Origin of the sequence: Nocardioides zhouii (assembly GCF_004137345.1) — a bacterium.
Classification (GTDB): domain Bacteria; phylum Actinomycetota; class Actinomycetes; order Propionibacteriales; family Nocardioidaceae; genus Nocardioides; species Nocardioides zhouii.
The window spans coordinates 204,310-226,372 of the sequence record NZ_SDWV01000001.1 but is presented as its reverse complement, the minus strand read 5'-3'; the positions used below and the strand labels follow the sequence as shown (position 1 = coordinate 226,372).

Below are 22,063 nucleotides of genomic sequence, written 5' to 3'. Positions count from 1 at the left end.
TGGGGCGGGCAGCGACAAGACTCGCAACCTTTGAACGTTCACACAACCCCCCACCGTCGTCGTGTCGGTCACAACTAGGGTGGGCGAGTGCCTGTTACGTCCCCGCCGCCCCTCGTCGTGGCGGCCTCGCTGACCGCGGTCGAGGCCGTGATGATGGTCGGCCTGGGCCTGCTGGAGGTCGCCAGCCTGAACTCCGTCCGGCTGACAATGGGCGTCACGACGGCCGCCTTCTTCGTCGGCGCCGGTGTCGCACTCGCGTGGTGCGCCTGGTCGCTGTGGCGCGCCAGCCGCTGGGCGCGCGGCCCGGTCGTGATGGCCCAGCTCATCGTGCTGGGGCTCGCGTGGAACCTCTGGGACGGTGCGACCAAGGTGCTGTCGCTCGGGCTGGCCGTGGTGGCGCTGGTCGTCATCGCAGGCCTGGTGCACCCCGCCAGCACCGAGTTGCTGGAAGACTAGTCGGCCTCGAGCGACGTACGCAGCTGGGCGAGCGTGCGGGTCAGCAGCCGGGACACGTGCATCTGCGAGACGCCGATCTCCTCGGCGATCTGCGACTGGGTCATGTTCTTGAAGAACCGCAGCAGCAGAATCCGCTTCTCGCGCTCGCCGAGGCCTTCGAGCAGCGGCTTGATCGACTCGCGGATCTCGACGTGCTCGATGTTGGCGTCCTCGATGCCGAGCGTGGCGAGCATCGCCGGGGGCCCGTCGTCGGAGTCGTCCGAGGCGTCGAGCGAGAGCGTGGCGTAGGCGTGGGAGGACTCGATGCCCTCCATGATCTCCTCGACGGTACAGCCGATGACCTCGGCGAGCTCGCGCGGAGTGGGGGAGCGGCCCAGCTTCTGGGTGAGCTCGCCGGTCGCGCCGCCGATCTGCATCCGGAGCTCCTGCAGGCGCCGGGGCACCCGGATCGCCCAGCCCTTGTCGCGGAAGTGCCGCTTGATCTCCCCGATGACCGTCGGGGTGGCATAGGTCGAGAACTCGACGCCGCGGTCGGTCTCGAAGCGGTCGACGGCCTTAATCAGCCCGATCGTGCCGACCTGCACCAGGTCCACGAACGGCTCGCCGCGGTTGCGGAAGCGGCGCGCGCAGTGCTCGACCAGCGAGAGGTGCAGGTGCACCAGGTCGTCGCGGGCCACCGAGCGGGTGGCGTCGCTCGCGTCGTCGTCGCGCAGCACCGAGAACAGCTCGGCGCTGCGGGCGCGCAGCAGGTCGAGCCCGCTCGTCGCGACCTCGTCGATCGTGCGGTGCTCGGCGGCCCCCGCCACCCCTTCCCCCGTGTGTGCGCTCATGTCAGCGCTCGGCACCCGACCCCTCGGCGACATGGGACGTCACGGTGAATCGGACCGTGAAGCGCCCGCCCTCCGGACCGGCCGACGCGTCCTGCGCCATCGTGTCCAGCACCTGCCAGGCGAAGCTCTCGGTGTCGAGCGGGGGATCGTCCATCGCCTCGGTCTCGAGCGTGACCGTCATCGAGCCGCGGCCGAAGAAGAAGCAGGCCACCATGTCGGTGCCGGGGTCGGCCTCGGGGATGGCCAGCGCGGTGGCCTCGCCGATCGCGATGCGCAGGTCCTCGATGTCGTCGATGGTGAAGTCGAGGCGCGCGGCCAGCCCGGCTGCCGTCGTCCGTACCACCGTCGCGTAGGCGCCCTCGGCCGGTAGTCGGAGCTCGACGTCGGCGCGATCGTCCCCGTGTGTGTCTGACATCTGCGTCCGCGTCCCGTCCTCGAGGCTGATGTGCTGGGCCACACCCTAGTGCGCGTTCGCCACCAGCGAGGCCGACACGTCCCAGAGGCGTTCCGCCGCCAGGGGGTCGAGGGCGTAGGCGCAGACGCCGTGCAGGCCGTCGGGAATCTGGTCGACGACCTCTGCCTCGTGGCAGTCCTCGAAGTAGCCGCCGCCCACCCCCTGCACTCCGGGCCAGGTCGCAAGGAGCACGGACGTCGCGGCACCCTGCTGGGGCGTCTTGACCCCCATTCCGGAGGCATCGGTCGCGGGGACCTGCGCCTTGGTGGCGGCCAGGGTCTTCGGGTCCCAGTGCTGCTGGAGGCCGGTCCACACGCCTCCGGGCATGAGCGCGTTGGTGGTGATGCCGTCCCCTGACCAGCGGCGGTGGGCCTCGACGGCGAAGAGCACGTTGGCGGTCTTGGACTGGCCGTAGGCGGTCCCGGCGTCGTACGGGCGGCGGTCGAAGAAGAGGTCGTCGAAGTCCACCGGCGCATTGCCGTGGCCGCTCGAGCTGACCGACACGACGCGGGCGTCCTCGGCTGCGGCGAGGGCCTCGTGCAGGCCGAGCGCCAGCGCGAAGTGGCCGAGGTGGTTGGTGGCGAACTGCAGCTCCCAGCCCTGTGGGGTGTACGCCTCCGGGCTGGCCATGATCCCCGCGTTGTTCACCAGGATGTGGAGCGGCTCGTCCCATGCGGCGACCAGCGCTTCCACTGACCCCAGGTCGGCGAGGTCGAGGTGGCCGAGGGCCACTGCGTCGTTGCCCGTGCTCGTCGCGATGTCGCGCGCGGCCGTACGACCGGCTCCGACGTCACGGACCGCCAGGGTCACCTGGGCGCCGGCTCCCGCCAGCGCGCGGGCGGTCTCCAGCCCGATGCCGGCCGCCCCGCCCGTCACCAGGGCGCGCCGCCCGGTCAGGTCGAGGCCGGCGACCACCTCCGCGGCCGTGCTGGTGGCGTCGAAGGGGGTGGTGATGCAGGTGGTCATGGCGCTCCAGTCGTGGTGAGGAAAGCAGCGGACCCGGCTGCCGCGAGGGCAGCCGGGTCCGAGTGCTGGGGACGAAGCAGCAAGCTGCTCAGAAGAAGGCTTGAGCAGTCGCGGCTCCGCCGCGTCTGATCAAGCCTTCTTCGTCTCCCAGAAGATCTCGGCGATCTCGTCGATCTTGGCGAGCAGCTCGTCGGCCTTGCCGGCGTCGAGCTCACCCTTGGTGCCCGAGGCACCGGCGAGCTTGGTGGCCTCGTTGACGAGGATGTGGAGCTGGGGGTACTTCTCGAAGTGCGGGGGCTTGAAGTAGTCGGTCCAGAGCACCCAGAGGTGGTGCTTGACCAGCTCGGAGCGCTGCTCCTTGATGAGGACGGCCCGCGTCCGGAAGTCCGGGTCGTCGTTGTCGGCGACCTTGGCGATGATCGCCTTGATCGACTCGGCCTCGATGCGTGCCTGGGCGGGGTCGTAGACACCGCAGGGCAGGTCGCAGTGGGCGGAGACCTCGACGGTCGGGGCAAGCAGGTGGCGAAGCATCTGGTTCCTCTCGATCTGGGGACACATCAATCGGGTAGGGCATCTGGCTGCGACACTACTCCGCGTGCAGAGGGGTCGAAACCGGGGTCTCGCCCGATGGGGTGGTGCCTCCGGAGCGCCCTTCGGGACCGCCCGCGTGCGGGGTCGCTCGATGCTTCCTACCCTCCGTGCGGGCGACCTCCTGCTGGTCCGGCACGGTGCCCGCGTCAGTCCCGGGGACCTCGTCGTGACCCGCTTCGCCGACGGCACGCTGGCGGTCAAGCGGGCGGGGGAGCGACGGCGTACGCGCACTGGCGGGGACGGGTGGTGGCTGGTGAGCGACAACCCCGACGAGGGTGTCGACTCGCGGCACCGCGGACCGGTCCCCGACGACCACGTGCTGGGCGTCGTACGACTGCGGGTGTGGCCTTCGCCACGTCTGGGACGCAGGCTGTCGCGCACCTGAGCTGTGCGAGTATCGCGGCCATGGACCAGGGCAACGATCGGCCGCACCCCTTCGCTGGTGACCCCGTCTTCGACCTGCATGTCGGCGGCAAGATGGAGACCGTCTCGACGGTGGCCCTCACCGGTCCCGACGAGCTGTCGCTGGCGTACACGCCCGGTGTCGCGCGGGTCTGCGAGGCGATCGCCGCCGACCCGTCGATGACCCAGCACTACACGTGGGTGCCCAACACCGTCGCGATCGTCACCGACGGCACCGCCGTCCTCGGCCTGGGAGACATCGGCCCCGCCGCGGCGATGCCGGTGATGGAGGGCAAGGCCGTCCTCTTCAAGCAGTTCGGCGGCGTGGACGCCGTGCCGATCTGCCTCGACACCACCGACGTCGAGGAGATCATCGAGACCGTCGTGCGGCTGGCGCCGAGCTTCGGCGGGATCAACCTCGAGGACATCTCGGCGCCGCGCTGCTTCGAGATCGAGGCGCGGCTCAAGTCGCTCCTCGACATCCCCGTCTTCCACGACGACCAGCACGGCACCGCCGTCGTCGCGCTCGCCGCGCTGACCAACGCGCTGCGCCTGACCGGCCGCGACGCCGCGACCGTACGCGTCGTGGTGCAGGGCGCCGGTGCGGCGGGCGTCGCCGTGGCCCGCATCCTGCTGGAGGCGGGCGTGCGCGACATCGCCGTGCTCGACCGGCAGGGCGTGCTCAACTCGTCGCGCAACGACCTGACCTCCGTGAAGGCCGCGCTCGCCCGCGACACGGCCGACGTGTTCGGCCGCCGGGGCACCCTGGCCGACGTGATGGCCGGCGCCGACGTCTACATCGGCGTCTCCGGCGGACAGGTCCCCGAGGAGGTCGTGGCCTCGATGGCGCCCGAGGCGATCATCTTCGGCCTCGCCAACCCGACGCCCGAGGTGCACCCCGACCTCGCCCACAAGTACGCCCGCGTGGTCGCCACCGGGCGCTCCGACTACCCCAACCAGATCAACAACGTGCTGGCCTTCCCCGGCATCTTCCGTGGCGCCTTCGACGTCCACGCCTCAGCGATCACCGAGGGCATGAAGGTCGCCGCCGCGACTGCGCTTGCGTCGTTGGTCGGAGATGACCTCCGCGAGGACCTCGTCATCCCGTCCCCCTTCGACCCCCGCGTGCCGGGTGCGGTGCGTACGGCCGTCGCCGCCGCCGCTCGCGCCGACGGGGTCGCCCGCCGCTGACCGGCTCCGGGCAGGCGGCTACGCGAACAGCGGGCGCAGGTGGTCGTTGAGGAACATGCCGTCCGGGTCGAGCTCGCGCCTCAGGGCGATGAAGTCGGCGGCGCGGGGGTAGAGCGCGTGGAGGCGCTCGGGGGTCATGAAGTGGAGCTTGCCCCAGTGGACGCGGGCGTCGTAGTCGGCGAGGAGGGCGTCGACCGAGCGGAGGTAGGCCCAGTAGTCGGTGCCCGGCGTGCCCGACACCGAGATGACGACGGTCGGCGTGCCGTACTGCGGGGAGAGGAACGCCTCGTCGGGACCGACCGTGCGCACCTCGAGCGGGTAGACGGAGTCCGGCAGGCTGCGCTGCATCAGCTCGCGCATGGCGGCGAGGGCCTCCGGTGCCCGGTCGAGCGCAACGAAGTACTCGAGCTCGTGGAAGTTGGGGTCGTAGACCATCGGGAAGATGCGGTAGCACCGGTCGACCCGGCGACCGACGGTGTCGTCGTCCGGCGCCTCGGGGCCGACCTCGTCGTAGACCTTGACGTAGCACTGGTCCGCCAGTCGCTCGCCGTGGCCGTCGAGGTTGTAGAGCGCGCCCGACTCCTCGGTCGGCAGCCAGAACATCCCGAAGTGGCGGTGCTCCGCGACGAGCTGGCCCCAGTGCTCCATAACGTCGTCCCACGACCGGAGGCCGACCTGCTCGCGCAGCCGGTAGGCCTCGGTCACCTCGAGCTCGAGCTGCGTCACCACGCCGAGCATGCCGACGGACACCTGCGCCGCGTGCAGCAGGTCCAGGTCGTCCTCGCCGACCTCGCGTACGTCGCCCGTCGCGGTCACGAGGCGTACGCCGCGTACAACGCCGGACAGGGACGTGTAGCGGGTGCCGGACCCGTGGGTGCCGGTGGCGACCGCGCCTGCGATCTGCTGGGTGTCGATGTCGCCCTGGTTGCGCAGCGCGAGGCCGACGTCCCACAGCGGCTCGTAGAAGTCGCGGATCAGCGTGCCGGGGAGTGCGGTCGCGCGTCGGGCCGCGGGATCGGTGGCGACGACGCCGCGCATGGCGGAGAGATCCAGCAGCAGCCCGTCGGTCTGGACGACCGGGGTGAACGAGTGCCCGGCGCCCGCGACGCGTACGCCCTGGCCGCGCTCGGCCGCCTGCCGCACCAGCGCGACGACCTCCTCCTCGTCGCGCGGGGAGGCGGAGGAGACGGGCGCGAAGGACTGGTTGCCCACCCAGTTGGTCCAGGTCATGCGGGTCAGCCTGACCAGCGGCGGACCTGCCGTCAACGGTCGGAGGCGACCTGGGGACGTGGGGAGCGCGGACGTTCACGCGGCTGCTGGTAGGAGCTCCAGCCGACGAGGGCGAGCAGGGCGCCGGCGGCCATGGTGGCCAGCACACCCGTACGGGCTCGCTGGACCACCGCGCCGCAGGCGGCGTGCCGCCGCTCGTCGGCCCGGGTCTCGCTGCCGACGACGTCGAAGGCCTCGTCCCCCGTGCCGGACACCAGCCAGGAGGCGGAGATGGCCGACCCACAGTCGGCGCGTACGCCGTCGACGGTCGTCGAGGAGCTGACCTCCGTGCCGTACGCGAACGCGGCGAGGACGATGAGAATCCCCGCAGCGAGCGCGGCCCGTGCCCTGTCCATGTCTCGAGTATGCGCCTCTGGCAGCATCGCGTCATGGATGTCGAGGTGCTCGGGGCGCAACGGCTCCGGTTCGCTGACGGCAGTCCCGTGCGAGCAGCGTCCGCGGTCGTCCCGTTCGGCGACGGCCACCTCGTGGTGTCGGACGACACGACCCATGCGGCCTGGTTCCGCCCGGGGACGGCGGCGACCCGCGTACGACTCCTGCCGCCGGTCGACGGTCACGAGCTCTTCGACGAGGAGTCGGGGACCAAGCACCTCAAGCCCGACCTCGAGACAGCGTGTCGAGTGTCCGTCGACGGTGCCCCGGCGGTGCTGGTGATGGGCTCCGGCTCGTCGCCGCGACGGATGCGGTGGTGCCTCCTCCGGCTGGACGGCGGCAAGGCGGAGGTCGTAGTCGCCGACATGGCCGAGGTCTACGCGAGCGTCGCGGCCGCCCTCGGCATCGATCCCGACCAGCTCAACCTGGAGGGTGCCTGCGTCGTGGGGGGCAGCCTGCGGTGGTTCCACCGCGGCCTCCCCGCGGCCGGCCTGCCCTCGGCCAGCATCGACCTCGACGTCGAGGCGGCCGTGGCGGCAGCCCGCGGCGGCGAGGCAGCGGACCTCCGGGTCACCCGTCCCGTGCACTACGACCTCGGGTCCGTGGCCGGGGTGGGCCTGGCGGTGACCGATGTCGTCGCACTGCCCGACGGCGACATCCTCGCCTGCGCTGCCGCAGAGGACAGCCCCAACCCCCGCGACGACGGGCCGGTGACGGCGACGGCACTCGCGCGCATCCGTGGAGATCGCGTGGTCGAGGTCGTCCCGCTTCCCACTCTCGACGGTGCCGTCCTGAAGGTCGAGGGGCTGATGGTGCTGGACCACGACGACAGGGCGACGACGCTGTTCGTCGTCATCGACGTCGACGATCCGGAGGCGGCGTCCTGGTCCGCCACGCTCCACGTGCGGCTCTGACCCAGCCCGTCAGAAGCCGATGGAGGGCTCCGGCGCGACGAGGGTGCGCAGGGCCCGTGCCAGCTCGGCGTACGCGCCCGGTCGGTGCTCGCTCACCAGGCCCGCGCGGAGCAGCCCGCCGATGCCGTGGCCGAGGAAGCCGGCACCGAGGACGTTGACGTCGAGCGTCAGGTCGGCGGCGGCGTCGGTGCGCTCCGCGGACCCGGAACCGGCGGAGGCCGTCAGCCGCCAGCGACCTGCGTTCCACGGGGCGTAGCGGTCCTCGACCTCCACGACCACGTCGCAGTCGGCCTCGTAGGCCCGGAGCGGCCAGGCGGCTCCGAGATCGACGAGCCGGACCCAGGTGCTGTCCCAGGTCTTGATGTCGCCGGTGCCTCGTGGACCGCCGACCCAACCGAGGATCGGGTCGTCGAGCCCGATGTTCTCCAGCTTGGTCGTGCCCATCAGGTCGAGGTCGACGACGCGGCGGGCGAGCGCCAGCCGGGCCGCAGGCCCGCCGGTGAAGGTGCCGACCACGACGGTGCCGGACGGGCGGGCGTTCTCCCACTTGTCCTCGCGGCGCAGGCCGGTGAAGCCGACGTCCTCCCCGTTGCGCCGCGCGAAGATGATGCGACGACGCTCCTTGTCGCGGAGCTGCTCCGGCGGCTCGAGCGACATGAGCGAGAAGAAGTCGGAGGAGCCAACGATCGTGCCGGGGAAGTCGCCGGCGTGCGCGAGCTGGCAGGCGCGCATCCGCTCGGCCACGCCGGGGTCGGACATCGTCACGAGCTGGGTGGTGATGCCGGCGACCTCGTCCTCGAGGTGCGGTGCGGTGAACGTCGTTCCCCTGCCGAGGTCGACCTGGTGGGTCAGCGCCGCGATGCCGTAGCCGTAGCGCCCGTAGATCGCTGCCTCGCTCGCATGGAGGGCGGAGATCGCGATGCCGTCGTCGTGGGTGCGCGCGAGGTGGTCGGTCATCATCGCGACCAGCACGCCGCGACGGCGCGAGTCGGGGTGTACGCCGACCCAGGTGAGGCCGGCGATCGGGACCACCGACCCGCCGGGCAGCGACATCTCCATGGGGCGTACGCCGTAGACGCCGGAGTGCAGGTCCTGCGGCCCGTCGGGCAGGTCGACCGCGAACCGCTGGTCCTCGGGCAGCCCGAGCCGCAGGTGCTCGATGTCGGCGTCGGTGACCTCGCCGAACCAGACGAGCTGGTCGGTGGCCAGGTACTTCTCGGCGTCCTCTGACGGTCGTACGTCGATGTCCACCCGGCCACCCTAGAAGCCGCTTCGCTAGGGTCGAAACATGTTCGCCGTCTATGCAGAGTCCTTCTCCTTCGACGACCCGATGAGCGGCCTGGTGGTGGGGGAGCGGCCGGCCCCCGAGGCCCCGGACGGGTGGGCCACAGTGACCGTGAAGGCCGCCAGCCTCAACCACCACGACCTCTGGTCGCTGCGCGGCGTCGGGCTGCGCCAGGAGGCGCTGCCGATGATCCTCGGCTGCGACGCCTCGGGTGTCGACGAGGAGGGCAACGAGGTCGTCGTCCACGGCGTGATCGGCGACCCGCGCTGGACCGGCGACGAGGCGGACGACCCCGGCCGGTCGCTGCTCTCCGAGCGTCACCAGGGCACCTTTGCCGAGCAGGTGATCGTCCCGCGCCGCAACCTCGTGCCCAAGCCCGCCTCCCTCTCCTTCGAGGAGGCGGCGTGCCTGCCCACCGCGTGGCTGACGGCCTACCGGATGCTCTTCGTGCAGGGCGCCTGCAAGCCCGGCGAGACGGTGCTCGTGCAGGGTGCGGGCGGCGGCGTCGCGACCGCGCTCATCACGCTGGGCCGCGCGGCCGGGCTCCGGGTGCTGGCCACCAGCCGCGACGAGGCCAAGCGTGAGAGGGCTCGCGAGCTCGGCGCCCACGAGGTGTTCGAGTCGGGTGCCCGCCTGCCGGTCAAGGTCGACGCGGTCATGGAGACCGTCGGCAAGGCCACCTGGACCCACTCGATCCGCTCGCTGCGTCCGGGCGGCCGCATCGTCATCAGCGGCACGACGTCGGGTCCGGACGTCGACGACGCCGGACTCACCCACGTCTTCTTCAAGCAGCTCTCGATCATCGGCTCGACGATGGGCACTCGCGGCGAGCTCGACCAGCTGGTCCAGCTCCTCGACGCGACGGGCGCGCGCCCCGTGATCGACCGGGCCATCCCGATGCAGGACGCGCGCGACGGGTTCGCAGCCATGGCGGAGGGCGACGTCTTCGGCAAGATCGCCTTCACGCTGTGAGGGGGAGCACGAGGTGAAGCACGTCCTCACCGGCGCCGGGTCCGGCATCGGTCTGGCACTGGCCCACCGACTGGCCGGTCGCGGCGACGAGCTGGTGCTGGTGGCGCGCAGCGAGGCGCGGGCGACCGAGCTGACGCTTACGTTCGCCGGGGCGCAGGTCCTGGTCGCCGACCTCGCCGACCCCGGCACCCTCAACGGGATCGGTCGCCAGGTCGACGGACCGGTCGACTCGCTGGTCCACGTGGCCGGGATCGTCGAGCTGGGCCGGGTCGACCGGCTGCGGCTCGCCGACTGGGAGGAGCAGATCGCGGTCAACCTCACGGCCCCGGCGGTGCTGACGCGGGAGCTGCTGCCGCACGTCCGCGAGGGGAGGGGCACGGTCGTCTTCGTGAACTCCTCGGCCGGTCTCGCCGCCAGCGCGGAGTGGTCGGCGTACGCCGCCTCGAAGTTCGGACTGCGCGCCCTCGCCGACTCGCTCAGGGCCGAGGAGGTCGACCACGGGGTGCGGGTGAGCACGGTCTACCCCAGCCGCACCGCAACGCCGATGCAGGAGAAGGTGCACGAGCAGGAGGGCCGCACGTACGACTCCTCGCGCTGGATCAGTCCCGAGACGGTGGTCGACACGCTCCTCCACGTGATCGACCTGCCGGCCGACGCCACGATCCCCGACGTGACCGTACGACCGGTCGTGCCGCGGCCCGGGACCTGATCAGACCGTCGGCTCCAGCACGAACGCCCGGATCCGCCGGCTCGTCCCGACCCGCTCGCGGTAGCTGAGGTAGCCGGGGTAGAACTCCCCGGCGAGGGCGAAGACCTCGTCGGTCTCGCCCGCCGTCGCGGCCCGCGCGACCACCTCGCGGAAGACGCCGCGGTAGGTCACCGTCGCCTGCGGGTCGGCCTCGAGGTTGAGCACCCACGCCGGGGTGGACGGCTGGCTGAAGTTGGTGCCGAGCAGCGCCAGCGTGCCGGCGTACGGCGTCGCGATGAGGTGGCTCGTACGACGCTGGCCGGACTTGCGACCGGTGGTCGTCACGTCGAGGACCGCCAGCCCGGCGAGCAGGCTCGGGGCGCTGTGCCGTCCGCGGGTGAGCCGACCGACGACGTCGTCGAGGTGGCGCAGGGAGTGGGCGAAGAGCCAGCCGCCAGGACGGGTGCCGGCGCCCCAGCGGACCAGCCGGTGCAGGGGATTGGCCGAGTGGTGGGTGTAGTCGAGGTCGGCGGCGAGGCCCATCAACGGCCTCCGTCAGCCGGCTCGCGCGAACGCCAGTTGAGCGCGCCGACCAGCAGCATCCGCAGCTGGGTGCGGGCCTGGTCGAGGGTGCGCGCCTCGGAGTCGGGGTCCTCGACGAGGCGCTCGGCCATGGTGACCACGAACGACACGATCAGGTCGGCCAGCAGGCCGATGTCGGTGCTGGAGTACTGCTCGGCGGCCCCGCTGCGGGCGATGTCGGTCGAGAGCTCGCGGGTGATCAGCGCGATCTCGTGGTTGATCGCCTCGCGGACCCGCGGCGGTCCGGCGACCCGCTCGCGCGCGATGAAGGCGTAGTGGGAGCGGTTGTCGCGCACGTGGTCGGCCACGATCGGCAGCGAGCCGTCGATGAAGTCGCGGTACTCCGGGGCGTGGCGCCACACGTCGAGCAGCATCAGCCGGAGCGAGCGGAAGCTCTCGTCGACCAGCGCGAGCCCGAGCAGCTCCAGGGACCCGAAGTGCCGGTAGAACGCCGTCGGCACCACCCCGACCTGCTTGGCGACCTGGCGCAGCGAGATCGCCGCGAGGTTGGAGTCGGCGGCCAGCGCCAGGGCAGCGTCGAGGATGGCGCGCCGGGTGCGCTCCTTGCGCTCGGCGCGCGACTCGGTGGTGCCCTCGTCCTCGGCCATGGCGTGATCGTAGTGCGGCGGATCACGTGTCGACCCGTTGACCTGTGCCGTCCCCTCCGTCACTATTGAGTGAACACACGTTCACTGAACAAGGAGGCCGAGATGATCGCCATGACGAGGATCGCTCGCTCACGCACCGTGGCGGCGCTGACGTCGCCGCACGGTGTCGACCACTACCTGTCGCGGGTCAACCCGATGTGGGCGGCGCACGAGGTGCGCGGCCGGGTCGTCGCCGTGACCCGCGAGACCGAGACCGCGGGCGCCCCGGTCGCCACCCTGACCGTGCAGCCCACCGCCACGTGGCGGGGCCACCGCGCCGGCCAGTACGTCCAGGTCGGACTCGACCTGCCCGGCTCCGCGCGCCGGATGACCCGCTGCTTCTCGATCTCCTCGGCCGCCTCGGGCGCGGGGGAGGAGTTCACCCTGACGATCCGCGCGCACGCAGAGGGACAGGTCAGCAAGTACCTCGTCGACGCCGAGCCGGGCCAGCTGCTCCACCTGACGCAGGCCCAGGGCGTCTTCACGCTTCCGGTCAGCCCGGCCACGCCGGGCATCGACCCGCTGCTGTTCATCACCGGCGGGTCGGGCATCACGCCGGCGATGTCGATGGTGCGCACGCTGCTGCGCGACGGGTACGACGGCCGTGCCGGTCGGCCCGTCACGTTCCTGCACTACGCCCGCTCGCAGGCCGACCAGATCTTCGCCGACGAGCTCGCCCGGATCGCCGCGGACGACAACGACGTCGCGGTCCACCTGCGCCACGGCGACGCCGTCTTCCACGAGCTGGAGCTGCGCCGGCTCGTCCCCGGCTACCGCGACACCGACACCTGGGCCTGCGGTCCCGCTGGGATGATCGACCTGGTGCGGGAGGCGTACGCCGACAACCCGCGGCTGCGGCTCGAGCTGTTCAAGCCCTCGACGACCTCCAGCGGCGCGGCCGAGGGCGACCTCACCTTCGACAAGACCGACCGCCAGGTCACCAACACGGGTGCCTCGATCCTCGAGCAGGCCGAGGAGGCGGGCCTGAGCCCCGTCTTCGGCTGCCGGATGGGCATCTGCTTCTCCTGCACCACCCGCAAGGCCGAGGGCACCGTACGCAACGTGCTCACCGGCTCCGAGTCCTCGCTCCCCGACGAGGACATCCAGATCTGTGTCTCCGCTCCCGTCGGCGACTGCGTCGTCGACCTCTGAAAGGTCACACCATGAACCAGAGACTGACCCCCGACCAGCTCGAGGCCTTCGGCCGCGAGATGGACGCCCTGCGCCAGCGGATCGTCGCCGACCTCGGCGAGGACGACGCGAACTACATCCGCGGCGTCGTGAAGCGCCAGCAGCAGCTCGAGGTCCTCGGCCGCGCGCTGTTCTACCTCCCGCCGGCCTGGCCGCTCGCGGTCGCCGCCCTCTCGCTCTCCAAGATCATCGAGAACATGGAGATCGGCCACAACGTGATGCACGGGCAGTACGACTGGATGGGCGACCCGCACCTCAACTCGCGCATCTACGACTGGGACAACGTCTGCCCCGGCGAGCAGTGGAAGTACTCCCACAACTACATCCACCACACGTTCACCAACATCCTCGGCAAGGACCGCGACATCGGCTACGGCATCCTGCGGATGGACGAGGACCAGAAGTGGCACCCCTACTACCTCGGCAACCCGGTGTACGCCGTGCTGCTGATGCTCTTCTTCGAGTGGGGCGTCGCGATGCATGACCTCGAGGTCGAGAACATCGTCAAGGGCACCCGCAAGCTCGAGGAGAACAAGGCCCTCCACGCCGGCATCATGCGCAAGGTGCGGCGCCAGGCGCTGAAGGACTACGTCCTGTTCCCGGCGCTGACCGGACCGTTCTTCCCGCTGACCCTCGCGGGCAACGCGACCGCCAACCTCGTCCGCAACATCTGGGCGTTCAACATCATCTTCTGCGGCCACTTCCCGGCCGGCGCCGAGACGTTCAGCGAGGAGGAGTGCGCGGACGGTCCGGACGGCAAGGAGACCCGCGGCCACTGGTACTACCGCCAGGTGCTCGGCTCGGCCAACATCTCCGGCGGGCCGCTCCTCCACGTGCTGTCGGGCAACCTGAGCCACCAGATCGAGCACCACCTCTTCCCGGACCTCCCGGCCCGGCGCTACCCGCAGATCGCGCCCGAGGTGCGGGAGATCTGCGAGCGCTACGGCATCGACTACACGACCGGACCGCTGCGCAAGCAGCTGATGAGCGTGGCGAGGAAGATCTGCCGCCTCGCGCTCCCGGACCGGCGTACGTCCGAGGCGCCCGAGCCAGTGGCGCAGCAGCCGCTCGCGGCCTAGTCCTCCGGATCGTCGAGGCGGGCCAGCCACACGGCCAGCCGCTCAATCGGGATCTCGAAGTCCGGGTGGGCGTCGACGAACGCCTGGAGCTGCTCGGCGAGCCAGGCCAGGGTGACCTCCTCGTCACCCCGGCGCTGCTCGAGCTCCTCGATGCCGCGATCGGTAAAGTACATGCCGGGTCTCGCTCAGTAGTCGTTGCCGCGACCGCGCGGCGACTCGAACGCCGCGTCGAGGAGCGCCTTCTGCTCCTCGATGTGGCGCTTCACCGTGCCGACCGACGGGGCGGCGGACGCGATCCGGGTGACCGGCTCGACCGTGAGATCGAGCTGGGGCCACACGTTGAGCTGGAAGTGCGGCCATGGGCCCATGTTGCGCGGCTCGTCCTGCACCCAGCGGATCGCCTTCAGGTTCGGGTACTTGGCGATCTCGGCCTTGATCTCGTCGACGGGGTTGGGGTAGAGCCGCTCGATCCGGCCGATCGCGAACGTCGAGGAGTTCTCGCGCTTGGCGCGATCGACCATCAGGTCCCAGGTCACCCGACCCGAGCACAGGATGAGCGTCTCGACCTGCGAGGCGTCGGCGTCGGCGTCGCCGATGAACGGGCGGAACGTCGTGTCCCCGACGAAGTCGGCCGGCTGCGAGGCGGCCTCCTTCCGCTTGAGCATCGACTTCGGGGTGAAGACGATGAGGGGACGGTGCTCCTCGCCGAGCGAGTGGCGGCGCAGCAGGTGGAAGTACGACGCCGGGGTGGAGGGCTGCGCGACGACCATCGCGTCCTCGGCCGACATCGTCAGGAACCGCTCGATGCGGGCCGAGCTGTGGTCGGGGCCCTGCCCCTCGTAGCCGTGGGGGAGCAGCAGGACGACGCCGGACTGCTGGCGCCACTTGGTCTCGCCCGCGGAGATGAACTCGTCGATGACGATCTGGGCGCCGTTGACGAAGTCGCCGAACTGAGCCTCCCACAGCACCAGCGCCTCGGGGCGCGCGACGGAGTAGCCGTACTCGAACCCGAGGGCGGCGTACTCCGAGAGGAGCGAGTCGTAGACGTGGAACTTGGCCTGGTCCTCGGTGAGGTTGGTCAGGGGCGTCCACTCGTCGGCGTTGACCCGGTCGATGATCGTGGCGAAGCGCGACACGAACGTCCCGCGTCGCGAGTCCTGACCGGCCAGGCGCACCGGGCGACCGTCCATCAGCAGCGAGCCGAACGCGAGGATCTCCCCGGTGCCCCAGTCGATCGGGCCCTCGGTGATCGCGGCGGACCGACGCTGCAGCTGCGGCATGACCTTCGGGTGGACGGTGAAGTTCTCCGGGGGAGTGACGTAGCTGTCGGCGATCCGCTTGAGGACCTCCGGCGTCACCGCGGTGGAGAAGTCGCCGGCCGGCTTGTCCGGGTAGTCCGGGACGGTGGTCCACTCGGTCGGGGCCTCGGAGCTGGCCTCGCGGACCTCCGTGAACACCCGCTCCAGCTGCAGCTGGTAGTCCTTGAGGACCTGCTCGGCCTCCTCGATCGTGATGTCGCCGCGACCGATGAGCGACTCGGTGTAGAGCTTGCGCACCGACCGCTTCTGCTCGATGAGGTCGTACATCAGCGGCTGCGTGTACGACGGGTCGTCGCCCTCGTTGTGCCCGCGGCGGCGGTAGCAGACGAGGTCGATGACGACGTCCTTGTTGAACGCCTGGCGGTAGTCGAAGGCGAGCCGGGCCACGCGGATGCAGGCCTCGGGGTCGTCGCCGTTGACGTGGAAGATCGGCGCCTGCACCATCCGTGCCACGTCGGTGGCGTAGAGCGAGGAGCGCGACGAGCCGGGCGAGGTGGTGAAGCCGACCTGGTTGTTGATCACCACGTGCACGGTGCCGCCGGTGCGGTAGCCGCGGAGCTGGGACAGGTTGAGCGTCTCGGCCACCACGCCCTGGCCCGCGAAGGCCGCGTCGCCGTGGACGAGCAGCGGCAGCACGGGGTAGTCGGCGCCCCTGTTGAGGATGTCCTGCTTGGCGCGCGCGATGCCCTCGAGCACCGGGTTGACCGCCTCGAGGTGCGAGGGGTTGGCCGCCACGGAGACCTTGATCTTGGCGCCGGACCCAGCCACGAACTCGCCCTCGGCGCCGAGGTGGTACTTCACGTCGCCGGAGCCCTGCACGGTGCGCGGGTCGATGTTGCCCTCGAACTCGCGGAAGATCTGGCTGTACTTCTTGCCGACGATGTTGGCCAGCATGTTGAGCCGGCCGCGGTGGGCCATGCCGATGGTGACCTCGTCGAGGCCCGCCTCGGCGGCCGCCTCGCAGATCTCGTCGACCAGCGGGATCGTGGTCTCGCCGCCCTCGAGGCTGAAGCGCTTCTGCCCGACGAACTTCGTCTGGAGGAACGTCTCGAAGGCCTCGGCCTGGTTGAGCTTGAGCAGGATGCGGAGCTGCTCCTCGCGGGGCGGCTTCACGTGCGGCTGCTCGACCCGCTCCTGGATCCACTTGCGCTGCTCGGGATCCATGATGTGCATGTACTCGATGCCGGTGGTGCGGCAGTAGGAGTCGCGCAGGATGCCGAGGATGTTGCGCAGCTTCATGAAGCGCCGGCCCTCGCCGCCGAACGACCCGGTCGCGAACTCGCGGTCGAGGTCCCACAGCGTGAGGCCGTGCGACTCCACCTCGAGGTCGGGGTGGCTGCGCTGGCGGTACTCGAGGGGGTCGGTGTCGGCCATCAGGTGGCCGCGGACCCGGTAGGCGTGGATCAGCTCGAGGATGCGCGCCTGCTTGACGATGTCGTCGTCGTGGCTCGCGACGACGTCGCGCGACCAGCGGATCGGCTCGTACGGGATGCGCAGCGAGCGGAAGATCTCGTCGTAGAACTCGTTCTCGCCGAGCAGCAGGCCGTGCACGCGCTTGAGAAACTCACCCGACTGCGCGCCCTGGATGACCCGGTGGTCGTACGTCGAGGTGAGCGTCATCGCCTTGCTGATGGCGTTGCGGTTGATCGCCTCGTCGCTGGCTCCCTGCCACTCCGGCGGGTACTCCATCGCGCCGACGCCGATGATCGCGCCCTGCCCGGACATCAGCCGCGGCACCGAGTGGACGGTGCCGATGCCGCCGGGGTTGGTCAGCGAAATCGTGGTGCCCTGGAAGTCCACGACGGCGAGCTTGTTGTCGCGGGCCTTGCGGACCACGTCCTCGTACGCCGTCCAGAAGGCGGCGAAGTCCATCGTCTCGGCGCCCTTGATGCTCGGCACGAGCAGCTGGCGGGTGCCGTCGGGCTTCTTCATGTCGATCGCGAGGCCGAGGTTGATGTGCGCCGGCGTGATGAGGTTGGGCTTGCCGTCCACGACCTCGAAGCCGACGTTCATCTCCGGCATCGACCGCAGCGCCCGGACGAGGGCGTAGCCGATGAGGTGGGTGAACGAGACCTTGCCGCCGCGGGCGCGGGCGAGGTGGTTGTTGATGACGGTGCGGTTGTCCCAGAGCAGCTTCACCGGCACCGAGCGCACGGACGTCGCGGTCGGCACGGTCAGCGAGGCGTCCATGTTGGCGGCGGTGCGCGCCGGCGCGCCGCGCAGGACGGTGTAGGTGGGGGAGTCGCTGGTCTGGGACGGCGCGGTCGGCTTGGGGTCCTTGGCGACGGGCGTGCTGGTGCCCTTGGCCGGCTCCTCGGCGGCGGCCGCCGGGCGCGGCGTCGACTTCGCGGTCGACCTGGGGGCGGCCTGCTCGGCGGGCTTCTCGGCGGGCTTCTCGGCCGGCTTCTCGGCCGGCGCGGCGGCCTTCGCAGGTTCCTTCTGCGGGGCGGCCTTCTGCGGGGCGGCCTTCGCGGGCGCCTGCGTCCCGTTGCCGAAGTACGTCGCCCACTCAGGACCGACGCTGGCCGGGTCCTTGTCGTACTGCTCCTTCATCTCCTCCACGAGCCACTCGTTGGCTCCCAGGTCAGATGACGGAGCAACCGAGGTGGGGTTGCCGGACTGCCCGTTCGGGGACTGCGCCACGCTTCTTTCGCCTCTTCCAGAATCACTCGCGCATGGGTTGGACAACTGTGCCTGTCTAGGGCGTTCACAAGGCTAGTCGCACACGCACGCAAATGCAGGGGCGGGGAGGGCGTGTGAGGCATGGTGTCGACCACACCACTAGTCATTGTCGTCTTTGACGCGATGTCGCCCCCGAAAACACCCTGTCTCACCTGCCTGGAGTCGTCATGCCAAGCCGTTCGTCGGGTCCCACGTCGTGGGCCCGCCGCTGCGCCGGACTCGTGCTCGTCCTGCTCGTCCCCCTCTCCGCGACCGGTTGCCAGTCGGCGTCCGAGCCCTCCGCCTCGCCGGAGCGGCTCAGTCGCAACGACGCCCAGGCGAGCCTCGCCTCGCACGCGATGCCCACGACCACGAAGATCCAGCGGGTCCACGGTCGGCTGCCCGACGCGCGCCGCAAGGCCGTACGCCGGCAGGTCGGCCAGGTCGTCGACCGCTGGTGGGACGCCGCCTTCCTCGGTGGCACCTATCCCCGCAGCAGCTTCCCGTCGGCGTTCCCCGGCTTCACCGCCGGTGCCGAGCAGCGGGCAAAGGCCGACAAGGCGCTCCTGACCAACCAGACCCGCGGCCCGCACGTCGACTCCGTGACGGCCCGGCACAAGTCGGTGTCGCTCGACATCCTGGCCACGGGCAAGCAGGCCCGAACCGTGACGGCCGCCTTCGTGCTGCGCTTCGAGAGCAGCGGCGACAAGGCCGGCACCACGACCGTCCGCGGCCGCCTGTTCCTCGTCCACAAGCGAGGTGCCTGGCGCATCTTCGGCTACGACGTCGCGAAGGGATCGAAGTGATGGGACACCCCGTGACAGCCGTCGTACGCCGCACGCGCCGGGCCGCGAAGGCGATCGTCCTGGCCGCAGTGCTGGCCACCACCGCCGTCGTCGTACCCCAGTCGTCGGTGCAGCCCACCGACGTCAGCCTGGTCAAGATCCGCCACGCACAGGGCGTCGCCGTCGGCGGCGAGGACGTCGTGTGGATCCTGGCGGTCGGCTCCGACGCGCGCCCGGGCCAGCTGATGACCCGCTCGCGCGGTGACGCGCTCCAGCTGGTGGGCATCAACACCCGCACTGGGTCGGCCACCGCCATCGGCGTGCCGCGCGACTCGTGGGTCAGCATCCCCGGCCACGGCCGCGAGAAGATCAACTCCGCGCTCTACTTCGCCGGACCCCGCGGCATGGCAGGCGCGATGCGCAACCTCACCGGCATCGAGCCCGACTACGTGATGGTCACGCGGTTCCCCTTCTTCGAGGACATGGTCGACGACATCGGCGGCATCACGGTGACCAACCCGCGCCGGTTCTACGACCCGTACCTCAAGAAGGAGGGGTTCAAGCAAGGGCGGATCCACCTCGACGGCTACAACGCGATGGCCTTCTCCCGCATCCGCAAGGGCCTGGCGGGTGGCGACTTCGATCGGTCGGCCAACCAGCAGCGCACGCTGCGCGGGATCCACGCGCGGATCCGCTCGCAGGCCTCGCGCCCGGGATTCATCGAGCGCGGCGTGCTGACCGTGATGGAGCACATGGCCACCAACGCCTCACCCGCCGACCTCTTCGAGCTCGCCCAGGCCGTCGCCCAGGTCGACCCGCGCAAGATCACCACGTGCGTGATCCGCGGCCGCATCGGCTTCGTCGGCGCCGCGAGCGTGGTGTTCCCCGACGTCGCCCAGGCCCGGCGCCTGGGGCGCGAGGCCCGGAGCGACGCGGCCCTGAAGGGCTGCTGAGCAGCCGGTCGGATGTGCGCCTCCGGCAGGATTCGAACCTGCGGCACCTGGTACCGGAAACCAGTGCTCTATCCCCTGAGCTACGGAGGCCGGCACCGGCCTGGGCCGGTGCGCGCTGAAGACTACCGGTCGCCTGCGGCGGTCAGGAAACCGCCCGCCCCGGACCGCGGAGCCTCAGCGCAGGGCGAGCGATCCAGAGGTCCCGGCCGCGAACCCGAGTGCCTCGTGCTCGGCGACCCGGGCGTCGAGGGCGGCGGCGATGTCGGCCGGCCACGGCGCCGTACGCCGGCTCTCGAGGTCGATGTGCAGGAAGATCTCCTCCACGACGCACGCCACCTGCTGGTGGGTGTGGTCGAGCAGGTACACCAGGGCGTGGCCGGCGCGCTCGGAGCGGCCGAGCAGGCGCACCCGGGCCGACATCGTGTCGCCGGTGCGGAGCTCGTGGAGGTAGGTCACGTGGTGCTCGGCGGTGAAGCACGCCTGGCCGTGGGTGAGGGGCCACATCTGCGGGATGCCGACCTCGACGAGCGACTCGTCGAGGCCCTCGCTGGCGATCCCGATGTAGTGCCGGACGTTGAGGTGGCCGTTGATGTCCTCGAAGGGCATCGGCACGGGTTGCTCGACGTAGGCGGGGAGGTCGATCAGCTGGTCGTAGGTCGGGTGCGTCGTCACAGCGCAGAACCCTAGTGGTCCAGACGTGAAACCGGTTCGGCCCGACGGGTGCCCCGCCGATAGGCTTGGTGGGTGAATCCTGAGCAGCTCTCCGAGACCATCGTCGACGCGCTGGCGGCCCTCGTGGCCGATGGTGCGATCACGCTGCCCGACGGCGTGCCGACCCAGGTCACGGTGGAGCGACCGCGGCAGAAGGGTCACGGCGACTACGCCACCAACGTCGCGCTCCAGCTCTCGAAGCTCGTGCAGATCGGGGGGCAGGGGACGAACCCGCGCGCCTTCGCCGACCTCGTCGCCGCCCAGCTGCGCGAGTCCGACGCCATCAGCGAGGTCGAGGTCGCCGGCCCCGGCTTCCTCAACATCACGGTTGCCGCCGACGCCCAGGGACAGGTCGCGGCCGACGTCGTCGCCGCCGGTGAGGCGTACGGCTCCTCCGACGCCTTCGCGGGCGAGAAGATCGACCTCGAGTTCGTCTCGGCCAACCCGACCGGTCCGCTCCACATCGGTGCCGTGCGGTGGGCGGCGGTGGGCGACGCGCTGGGACGGGTCTTCACCTTCTCGGGGGCCGAGGTGACGCGGGAGTACTACTTCAACGACCACGGCGCCCAGCTCGACCGGTTCAGCTCCTCGCTGCTCGCCTGGTCCAAGGGTCGTCCGGTGCCCGAGGACGGCTACGGCGGCGCCTACATCGAGGAGATCGCGAAGGACGTGGTCGCCAAGCGGCCCGAGGTCCTCGACCTGCCCGAGGACGAGGCGCAGGAGGTCTTCCGGGCCGAGGGCGTCGAGCTGATGTTCGCCGAGATCAAGCAGTCGCTCCACGACTTCGGGGTCGACTTCGACGTCTACTTCCACGAGAACAACCTGCACGAGTCGGGCGCCGTCGAGCGCGCGATCGAGCGGTTGACGGAGATGGGCAACACCTACACCGAGGACGGCGCGCTCTGGCTGCGCACCGAGAAGTACGGCGACGACAAGGACCGCGTGATCGTCCGCTCCAACGGCACCCCTGCCTACATCTCGGGCGACCTGGCCTACTACCTCGACAAGAAGGAGCGCGGCTTCGACCGCTGCTTCATCATGCTCGGCGCCGACCACCACGGCTACGTCGGACGGATGAACGCCATGTGTGCCGCGTTCGGCGACGAGCCGGGCAAGGACCTGGAGATCCTCATCGGCCAGATGGTCAACCTGCTGCGGGAGGGCAAGCCGCTGCGGATGTCGAAGCGGGCCGGCACCACGGTCACGATCAACGACCTGGTGGACGCGATCGGCGTCGACGCGAGCCGCTACGCCCTCGCGCGCTACACCAACGACACCAACATCGACCTCGACCTCGACCTGTGGGCGAGGGCTCACAACGACAACCCCGTCTACTACGTGCAGTACGCCCACGCGCGCACCTGCCGGATGATCGAGAACGCCGCCGACCTCGGGATGGCGCTGCCCGGTGACGGATTCGACCCGTCGCTGCTCGCCCACGAGCTGGACGGCACGCTGCTCCGCGCGCTCGCGGAGTTCCCGCGGGTCGTCACCGCTGCCGCCGAGCTCCGCGCCCCGCACCGGATCGCGCGCTACCTCGAGGACACGGCCGCCGTCTTCAACCGGTGGTACGACACCAAGGAGTGCCGGATGCTGCCGGTCGGCGACGAGCCTGTCACCCCGACCAACGAGGCGCGCCTCGTCCTGGTGCACGCCGTACGGACGGTCCTCGCCAACGGACTGCGCCTCCTCGGCGTCTCCGCTCCCGAGAGGATGTGATCGGG

At 70.7% G+C, this 22,063-nt stretch carries 23 protein-coding genes and 1 tRNA gene; 11 read left to right on the top strand and 13 right to left on the bottom strand.

Annotation, left to right across the window (positions count from 1 at the left end; all coding sequences use genetic code 11):
• Positions 1-87 precede the first annotated feature (87 nt).
• Positions 88-456 (top strand): hypothetical protein, encoded by a 369-nt coding sequence (locus EUA94_RS01105; protein WP_129423839.1) that lies wholly within the window; start codon positions 88-90, stop codon positions 454-456.
• Here EUA94_RS01105 and EUA94_RS01100 read toward each other — a convergent pair.
• The 4 genes from EUA94_RS01100 to sodN all read right to left on the bottom strand — a co-directional run bounded on the left by EUA94_RS01100 (position 453) and on the right by sodN (position 3,237).
• Positions 453-1,286 carry a SigB/SigF/SigG family RNA polymerase sigma factor gene (locus EUA94_RS01100; RefSeq protein WP_207210346.1) on the bottom strand — a complete coding sequence of 278 codons (834 nt, stop codon included), beginning with the start codon at positions 1,284-1,286 and terminating at the stop codon, positions 453-455. The genes EUA94_RS01105 and EUA94_RS01100 overlap by 4 nt on opposite strands.
• Position 1,287: 1 nt before the next feature.
• Positions 1,288-1,701: an ATP-binding protein gene (locus EUA94_RS01095; RefSeq protein WP_129423835.1), complete on the bottom strand. Its 414-nt coding sequence runs from the start codon at positions 1,699-1,701 to the stop codon at positions 1,288-1,290.
• A gap of 45 nt (positions 1,702-1,746) precedes the next feature.
• A complete protein-coding gene (locus tag EUA94_RS01090; RefSeq protein ID WP_129423833.1) occupies positions 1,747-2,706 on the bottom strand; it encodes an SDR family NAD(P)-dependent oxidoreductase in 960 nt (319 codons plus the stop codon).
• A gap of 129 nt (positions 2,707-2,835) precedes the next feature.
• A complete protein-coding gene (gene sodN, locus EUA94_RS01085; protein WP_129423831.1) occupies positions 2,836-3,237 on the bottom strand; it encodes a superoxide dismutase, Ni in 402 nt (133 codons plus the stop codon).
• Between the two features lie 64 nt (positions 3,238-3,301).
• On the opposite strand from sodN, the gene EUA94_RS01080 reads away from it, so the two are divergent.
• Together EUA94_RS01080 and EUA94_RS01075 are read left to right on the top strand one after the other, a co-directional pair.
• A complete protein-coding gene (locus EUA94_RS01080) occupies positions 3,302-3,682 on the top strand; it encodes a S24/S26 family peptidase (protein WP_277986069.1) in 381 nt (126 codons plus the stop codon).
• Between the two features lie 20 nt (positions 3,683-3,702).
• Positions 3,703-4,890 (top strand): NAD(P)-dependent malic enzyme, encoded by a 1,188-nt coding sequence (locus tag EUA94_RS01075; protein ID WP_129423827.1) that lies wholly within the window; start codon positions 3,703-3,705, stop codon positions 4,888-4,890.
• An 18-nt stretch (positions 4,891-4,908) separates the two neighbouring features.
• Here EUA94_RS01075 and EUA94_RS01070 read toward each other — a convergent pair whose 3' ends face one another.
• A complete protein-coding gene (locus tag EUA94_RS01070; RefSeq protein WP_129423825.1) occupies positions 4,909-6,120 on the bottom strand; it encodes a D-arabinono-1,4-lactone oxidase in 1,212 nt (403 codons plus the stop codon).
• Positions 6,121-6,152: 32 nt separating this feature from the next.
• Positions 6,153-6,515: a hypothetical protein gene (locus EUA94_RS01065; protein WP_129423823.1), complete on the bottom strand. Its 363-nt coding sequence runs from the start codon at positions 6,513-6,515 to the stop codon at positions 6,153-6,155.
• A 33-nt stretch (positions 6,516-6,548) separates the two neighbouring features.
• Between EUA94_RS01065 and EUA94_RS01060 the strand changes: the two genes are divergently transcribed.
• Positions 6,549-7,466, top strand: a complete 918-nt coding sequence (locus EUA94_RS01060; RefSeq protein WP_129423821.1) for a DUF6910 family protein — start codon at positions 6,549-6,551, stop codon at positions 7,464-7,466.
• 9 nt (positions 7,467-7,475) lie between these two features.
• Here EUA94_RS01060 and EUA94_RS01055 read toward each other — a convergent pair whose 3' ends face one another.
• Complete coding sequence (locus EUA94_RS01055; protein ID WP_129423819.1) at positions 7,476-8,717, bottom strand: GNAT family N-acetyltransferase; 1,242 nt, start codon at positions 8,715-8,717, stop codon at positions 7,476-7,478.
• A gap of 37 nt (positions 8,718-8,754) precedes the next feature.
• On the opposite strand from EUA94_RS01055, the gene EUA94_RS01050 reads away from it, so the two are divergent.
• Positions 8,755-9,723, top strand: a complete 969-nt coding sequence (locus EUA94_RS01050; RefSeq protein WP_129423817.1) for a zinc-binding dehydrogenase — start codon at positions 8,755-8,757, stop codon at positions 9,721-9,723.
• A 13-nt stretch (positions 9,724-9,736) separates the two neighbouring features.
• Positions 9,737-10,432, top strand: coding sequence for an SDR family oxidoreductase (locus tag EUA94_RS01045; protein ID WP_129423815.1), 696 nt, complete (start codon positions 9,737-9,739; stop codon positions 10,430-10,432).
• Here the strand turns inward: EUA94_RS01045 and EUA94_RS01040 are convergent, their stop codons facing one another.
• Entirely contained in the window at positions 10,433-10,954 is a 522-nt protein-coding gene (locus tag EUA94_RS01040) for a nitroreductase family deazaflavin-dependent oxidoreductase (protein WP_129423813.1), read from the bottom strand.
• Entirely contained in the window at positions 10,954-11,601 is a 648-nt protein-coding gene (locus tag EUA94_RS01035) for a TetR family transcriptional regulator (protein WP_129423811.1), read from the bottom strand. Before EUA94_RS01035 ends, EUA94_RS01040 begins: the two co-directional genes overlap by 1 nt.
• 102 nt (positions 11,602-11,703) lie before the next feature.
• Between EUA94_RS01035 and EUA94_RS01030 the strand changes: the two genes are divergently transcribed.
• Both EUA94_RS01030 and EUA94_RS01025 read left to right on the top strand, forming a co-directional pair.
• Entirely contained in the window at positions 11,704-12,792 is a 1,089-nt protein-coding gene (locus EUA94_RS01030; RefSeq protein WP_129423809.1) for a ferredoxin reductase, read from the top strand.
• Positions 12,793-12,803: 11 nt separating this feature from the next.
• A complete protein-coding gene (locus EUA94_RS01025) occupies positions 12,804-13,910 on the top strand; it encodes a fatty acid desaturase family protein (protein WP_129423807.1) in 1,107 nt (368 codons plus the stop codon).
• On the opposite strand, the gene EUA94_RS21995 is transcribed toward EUA94_RS01025, so the two are convergent.
• Both EUA94_RS21995 and EUA94_RS01020 read right to left on the bottom strand, forming a co-directional pair.
• On the bottom strand, positions 13,907-14,083 hold the full coding sequence (locus EUA94_RS21995; RefSeq protein ID WP_165356754.1) for a DUF6104 family protein: 177 nt from the start codon (positions 14,081-14,083) through the stop codon (positions 13,907-13,909). The genes EUA94_RS01025 and EUA94_RS21995 overlap by 4 nt on opposite strands.
• A gap of 12 nt (positions 14,084-14,095) precedes the next feature.
• On the bottom strand, positions 14,096-17,872 hold the full coding sequence (locus EUA94_RS01020; protein ID WP_129423805.1) for a multifunctional oxoglutarate decarboxylase/oxoglutarate dehydrogenase thiamine pyrophosphate-binding subunit/dihydrolipoyllysine-residue succinyltransferase subunit: 3,777 nt from the start codon (positions 17,870-17,872) through the stop codon (positions 14,096-14,098).
• Between the two features lie 206 nt (positions 17,873-18,078).
• Between EUA94_RS01020 and EUA94_RS01015 the strand changes: the two genes are divergently transcribed.
• On the top strand, positions 18,079-18,696 hold the full coding sequence (locus tag EUA94_RS01015) for a hypothetical protein (RefSeq protein WP_129423803.1): 618 nt from the start codon (positions 18,079-18,081) through the stop codon (positions 18,694-18,696).
• Positions 18,696-19,628: an LCP family protein gene (locus tag EUA94_RS01010; protein WP_129423801.1), complete on the top strand. Its 933-nt coding sequence runs from the start codon at positions 18,696-18,698 to the stop codon at positions 19,626-19,628. Before EUA94_RS01015 ends, EUA94_RS01010 begins: the two co-directional genes overlap by 1 nt.
• 17 nt (positions 19,629-19,645) lie before the next feature.
• Here the strand turns inward: EUA94_RS01010 and EUA94_RS01005 are convergent.
• A tRNA-Arg gene (locus tag EUA94_RS01005) sits at positions 19,646-19,718 on the bottom strand.
• A gap of 84 nt (positions 19,719-19,802) precedes the next feature.
• A complete protein-coding gene (locus EUA94_RS01000; RefSeq protein ID WP_129423799.1) occupies positions 19,803-20,300 on the bottom strand; it encodes a thioesterase family protein in 498 nt (165 codons plus the stop codon).
• Between the two features lie 72 nt (positions 20,301-20,372).
• Between EUA94_RS01000 and argS the strand changes: the two genes are divergently transcribed.
• Entirely contained in the window at positions 20,373-22,058 is a 1,686-nt protein-coding gene (gene argS, locus EUA94_RS00995; protein ID WP_129423797.1) for an arginine--tRNA ligase, read from the top strand.
• Positions 22,059-22,063 lie beyond the last annotated feature (5 nt).

Coding starts and splice junctions, on each gene's coding strand:
- EUA94_RS01100 (WP_207210346.1), bottom strand. CDS start 1,286: ATGAGCGCACACACGGGGGAAGGGGTGGCGGGGGCCGCCGAGCACCGC.
- EUA94_RS01095 (WP_129423835.1), bottom strand. CDS start 1,701: ATGTCAGACACACACGGGGACGATCGCGCCGACGTCGAGCTCCGACTA.
- EUA94_RS01090 (WP_129423833.1), bottom strand. CDS start 2,706: ATGACCACCTGCATCACCACCCCCTTCGACGCCACCAGCACGGCCGCG.
- sodN (WP_129423831.1), bottom strand. CDS start 3,237: ATGCTTCGCCACCTGCTTGCCCCGACCGTCGAGGTCTCCGCCCACTGC.
- EUA94_RS01075 (WP_129423827.1), top strand. CDS start 3,703: ATGGACCAGGGCAACGATCGGCCGCACCCCTTCGCTGGTGACCCCGTC.
- EUA94_RS01070 (WP_129423825.1), bottom strand. CDS start 6,120: ATGACCTGGACCAACTGGGTGGGCAACCAGTCCTTCGCGCCCGTCTCC.
- EUA94_RS01065 (WP_129423823.1), bottom strand. CDS start 6,515: ATGGACAGGGCACGGGCCGCGCTCGCTGCGGGGATTCTCATCGTCCTC.
- EUA94_RS01060 (WP_129423821.1), top strand. CDS start 6,549: ATGGATGTCGAGGTGCTCGGGGCGCAACGGCTCCGGTTCGCTGACGGC.
- EUA94_RS01050 (WP_129423817.1), top strand. CDS start 8,755: ATGTTCGCCGTCTATGCAGAGTCCTTCTCCTTCGACGACCCGATGAGC.
- EUA94_RS01040 (WP_129423813.1), bottom strand. CDS start 10,954: ATGGGCCTCGCCGCCGACCTCGACTACACCCACCACTCGGCCAATCCC.
- EUA94_RS01035 (WP_129423811.1), bottom strand. CDS start 11,601: ATGGCCGAGGACGAGGGCACCACCGAGTCGCGCGCCGAGCGCAAGGAG.
- EUA94_RS01030 (WP_129423809.1), top strand. CDS start 11,704: ATGATCGCCATGACGAGGATCGCTCGCTCACGCACCGTGGCGGCGCTG.
- EUA94_RS01025 (WP_129423807.1), top strand. CDS start 12,804: ATGAACCAGAGACTGACCCCCGACCAGCTCGAGGCCTTCGGCCGCGAG.
- EUA94_RS21995 (WP_165356754.1), bottom strand. CDS start 14,083: ATGTACTTTACCGATCGCGGCATCGAGGAGCTCGAGCAGCGCCGGGGT.
- EUA94_RS01015 (WP_129423803.1), top strand. CDS start 18,079: ATGCCAAGCCGTTCGTCGGGTCCCACGTCGTGGGCCCGCCGCTGCGCC.
- EUA94_RS01010 (WP_129423801.1), top strand. CDS start 18,696: ATGGGACACCCCGTGACAGCCGTCGTACGCCGCACGCGCCGGGCCGCG.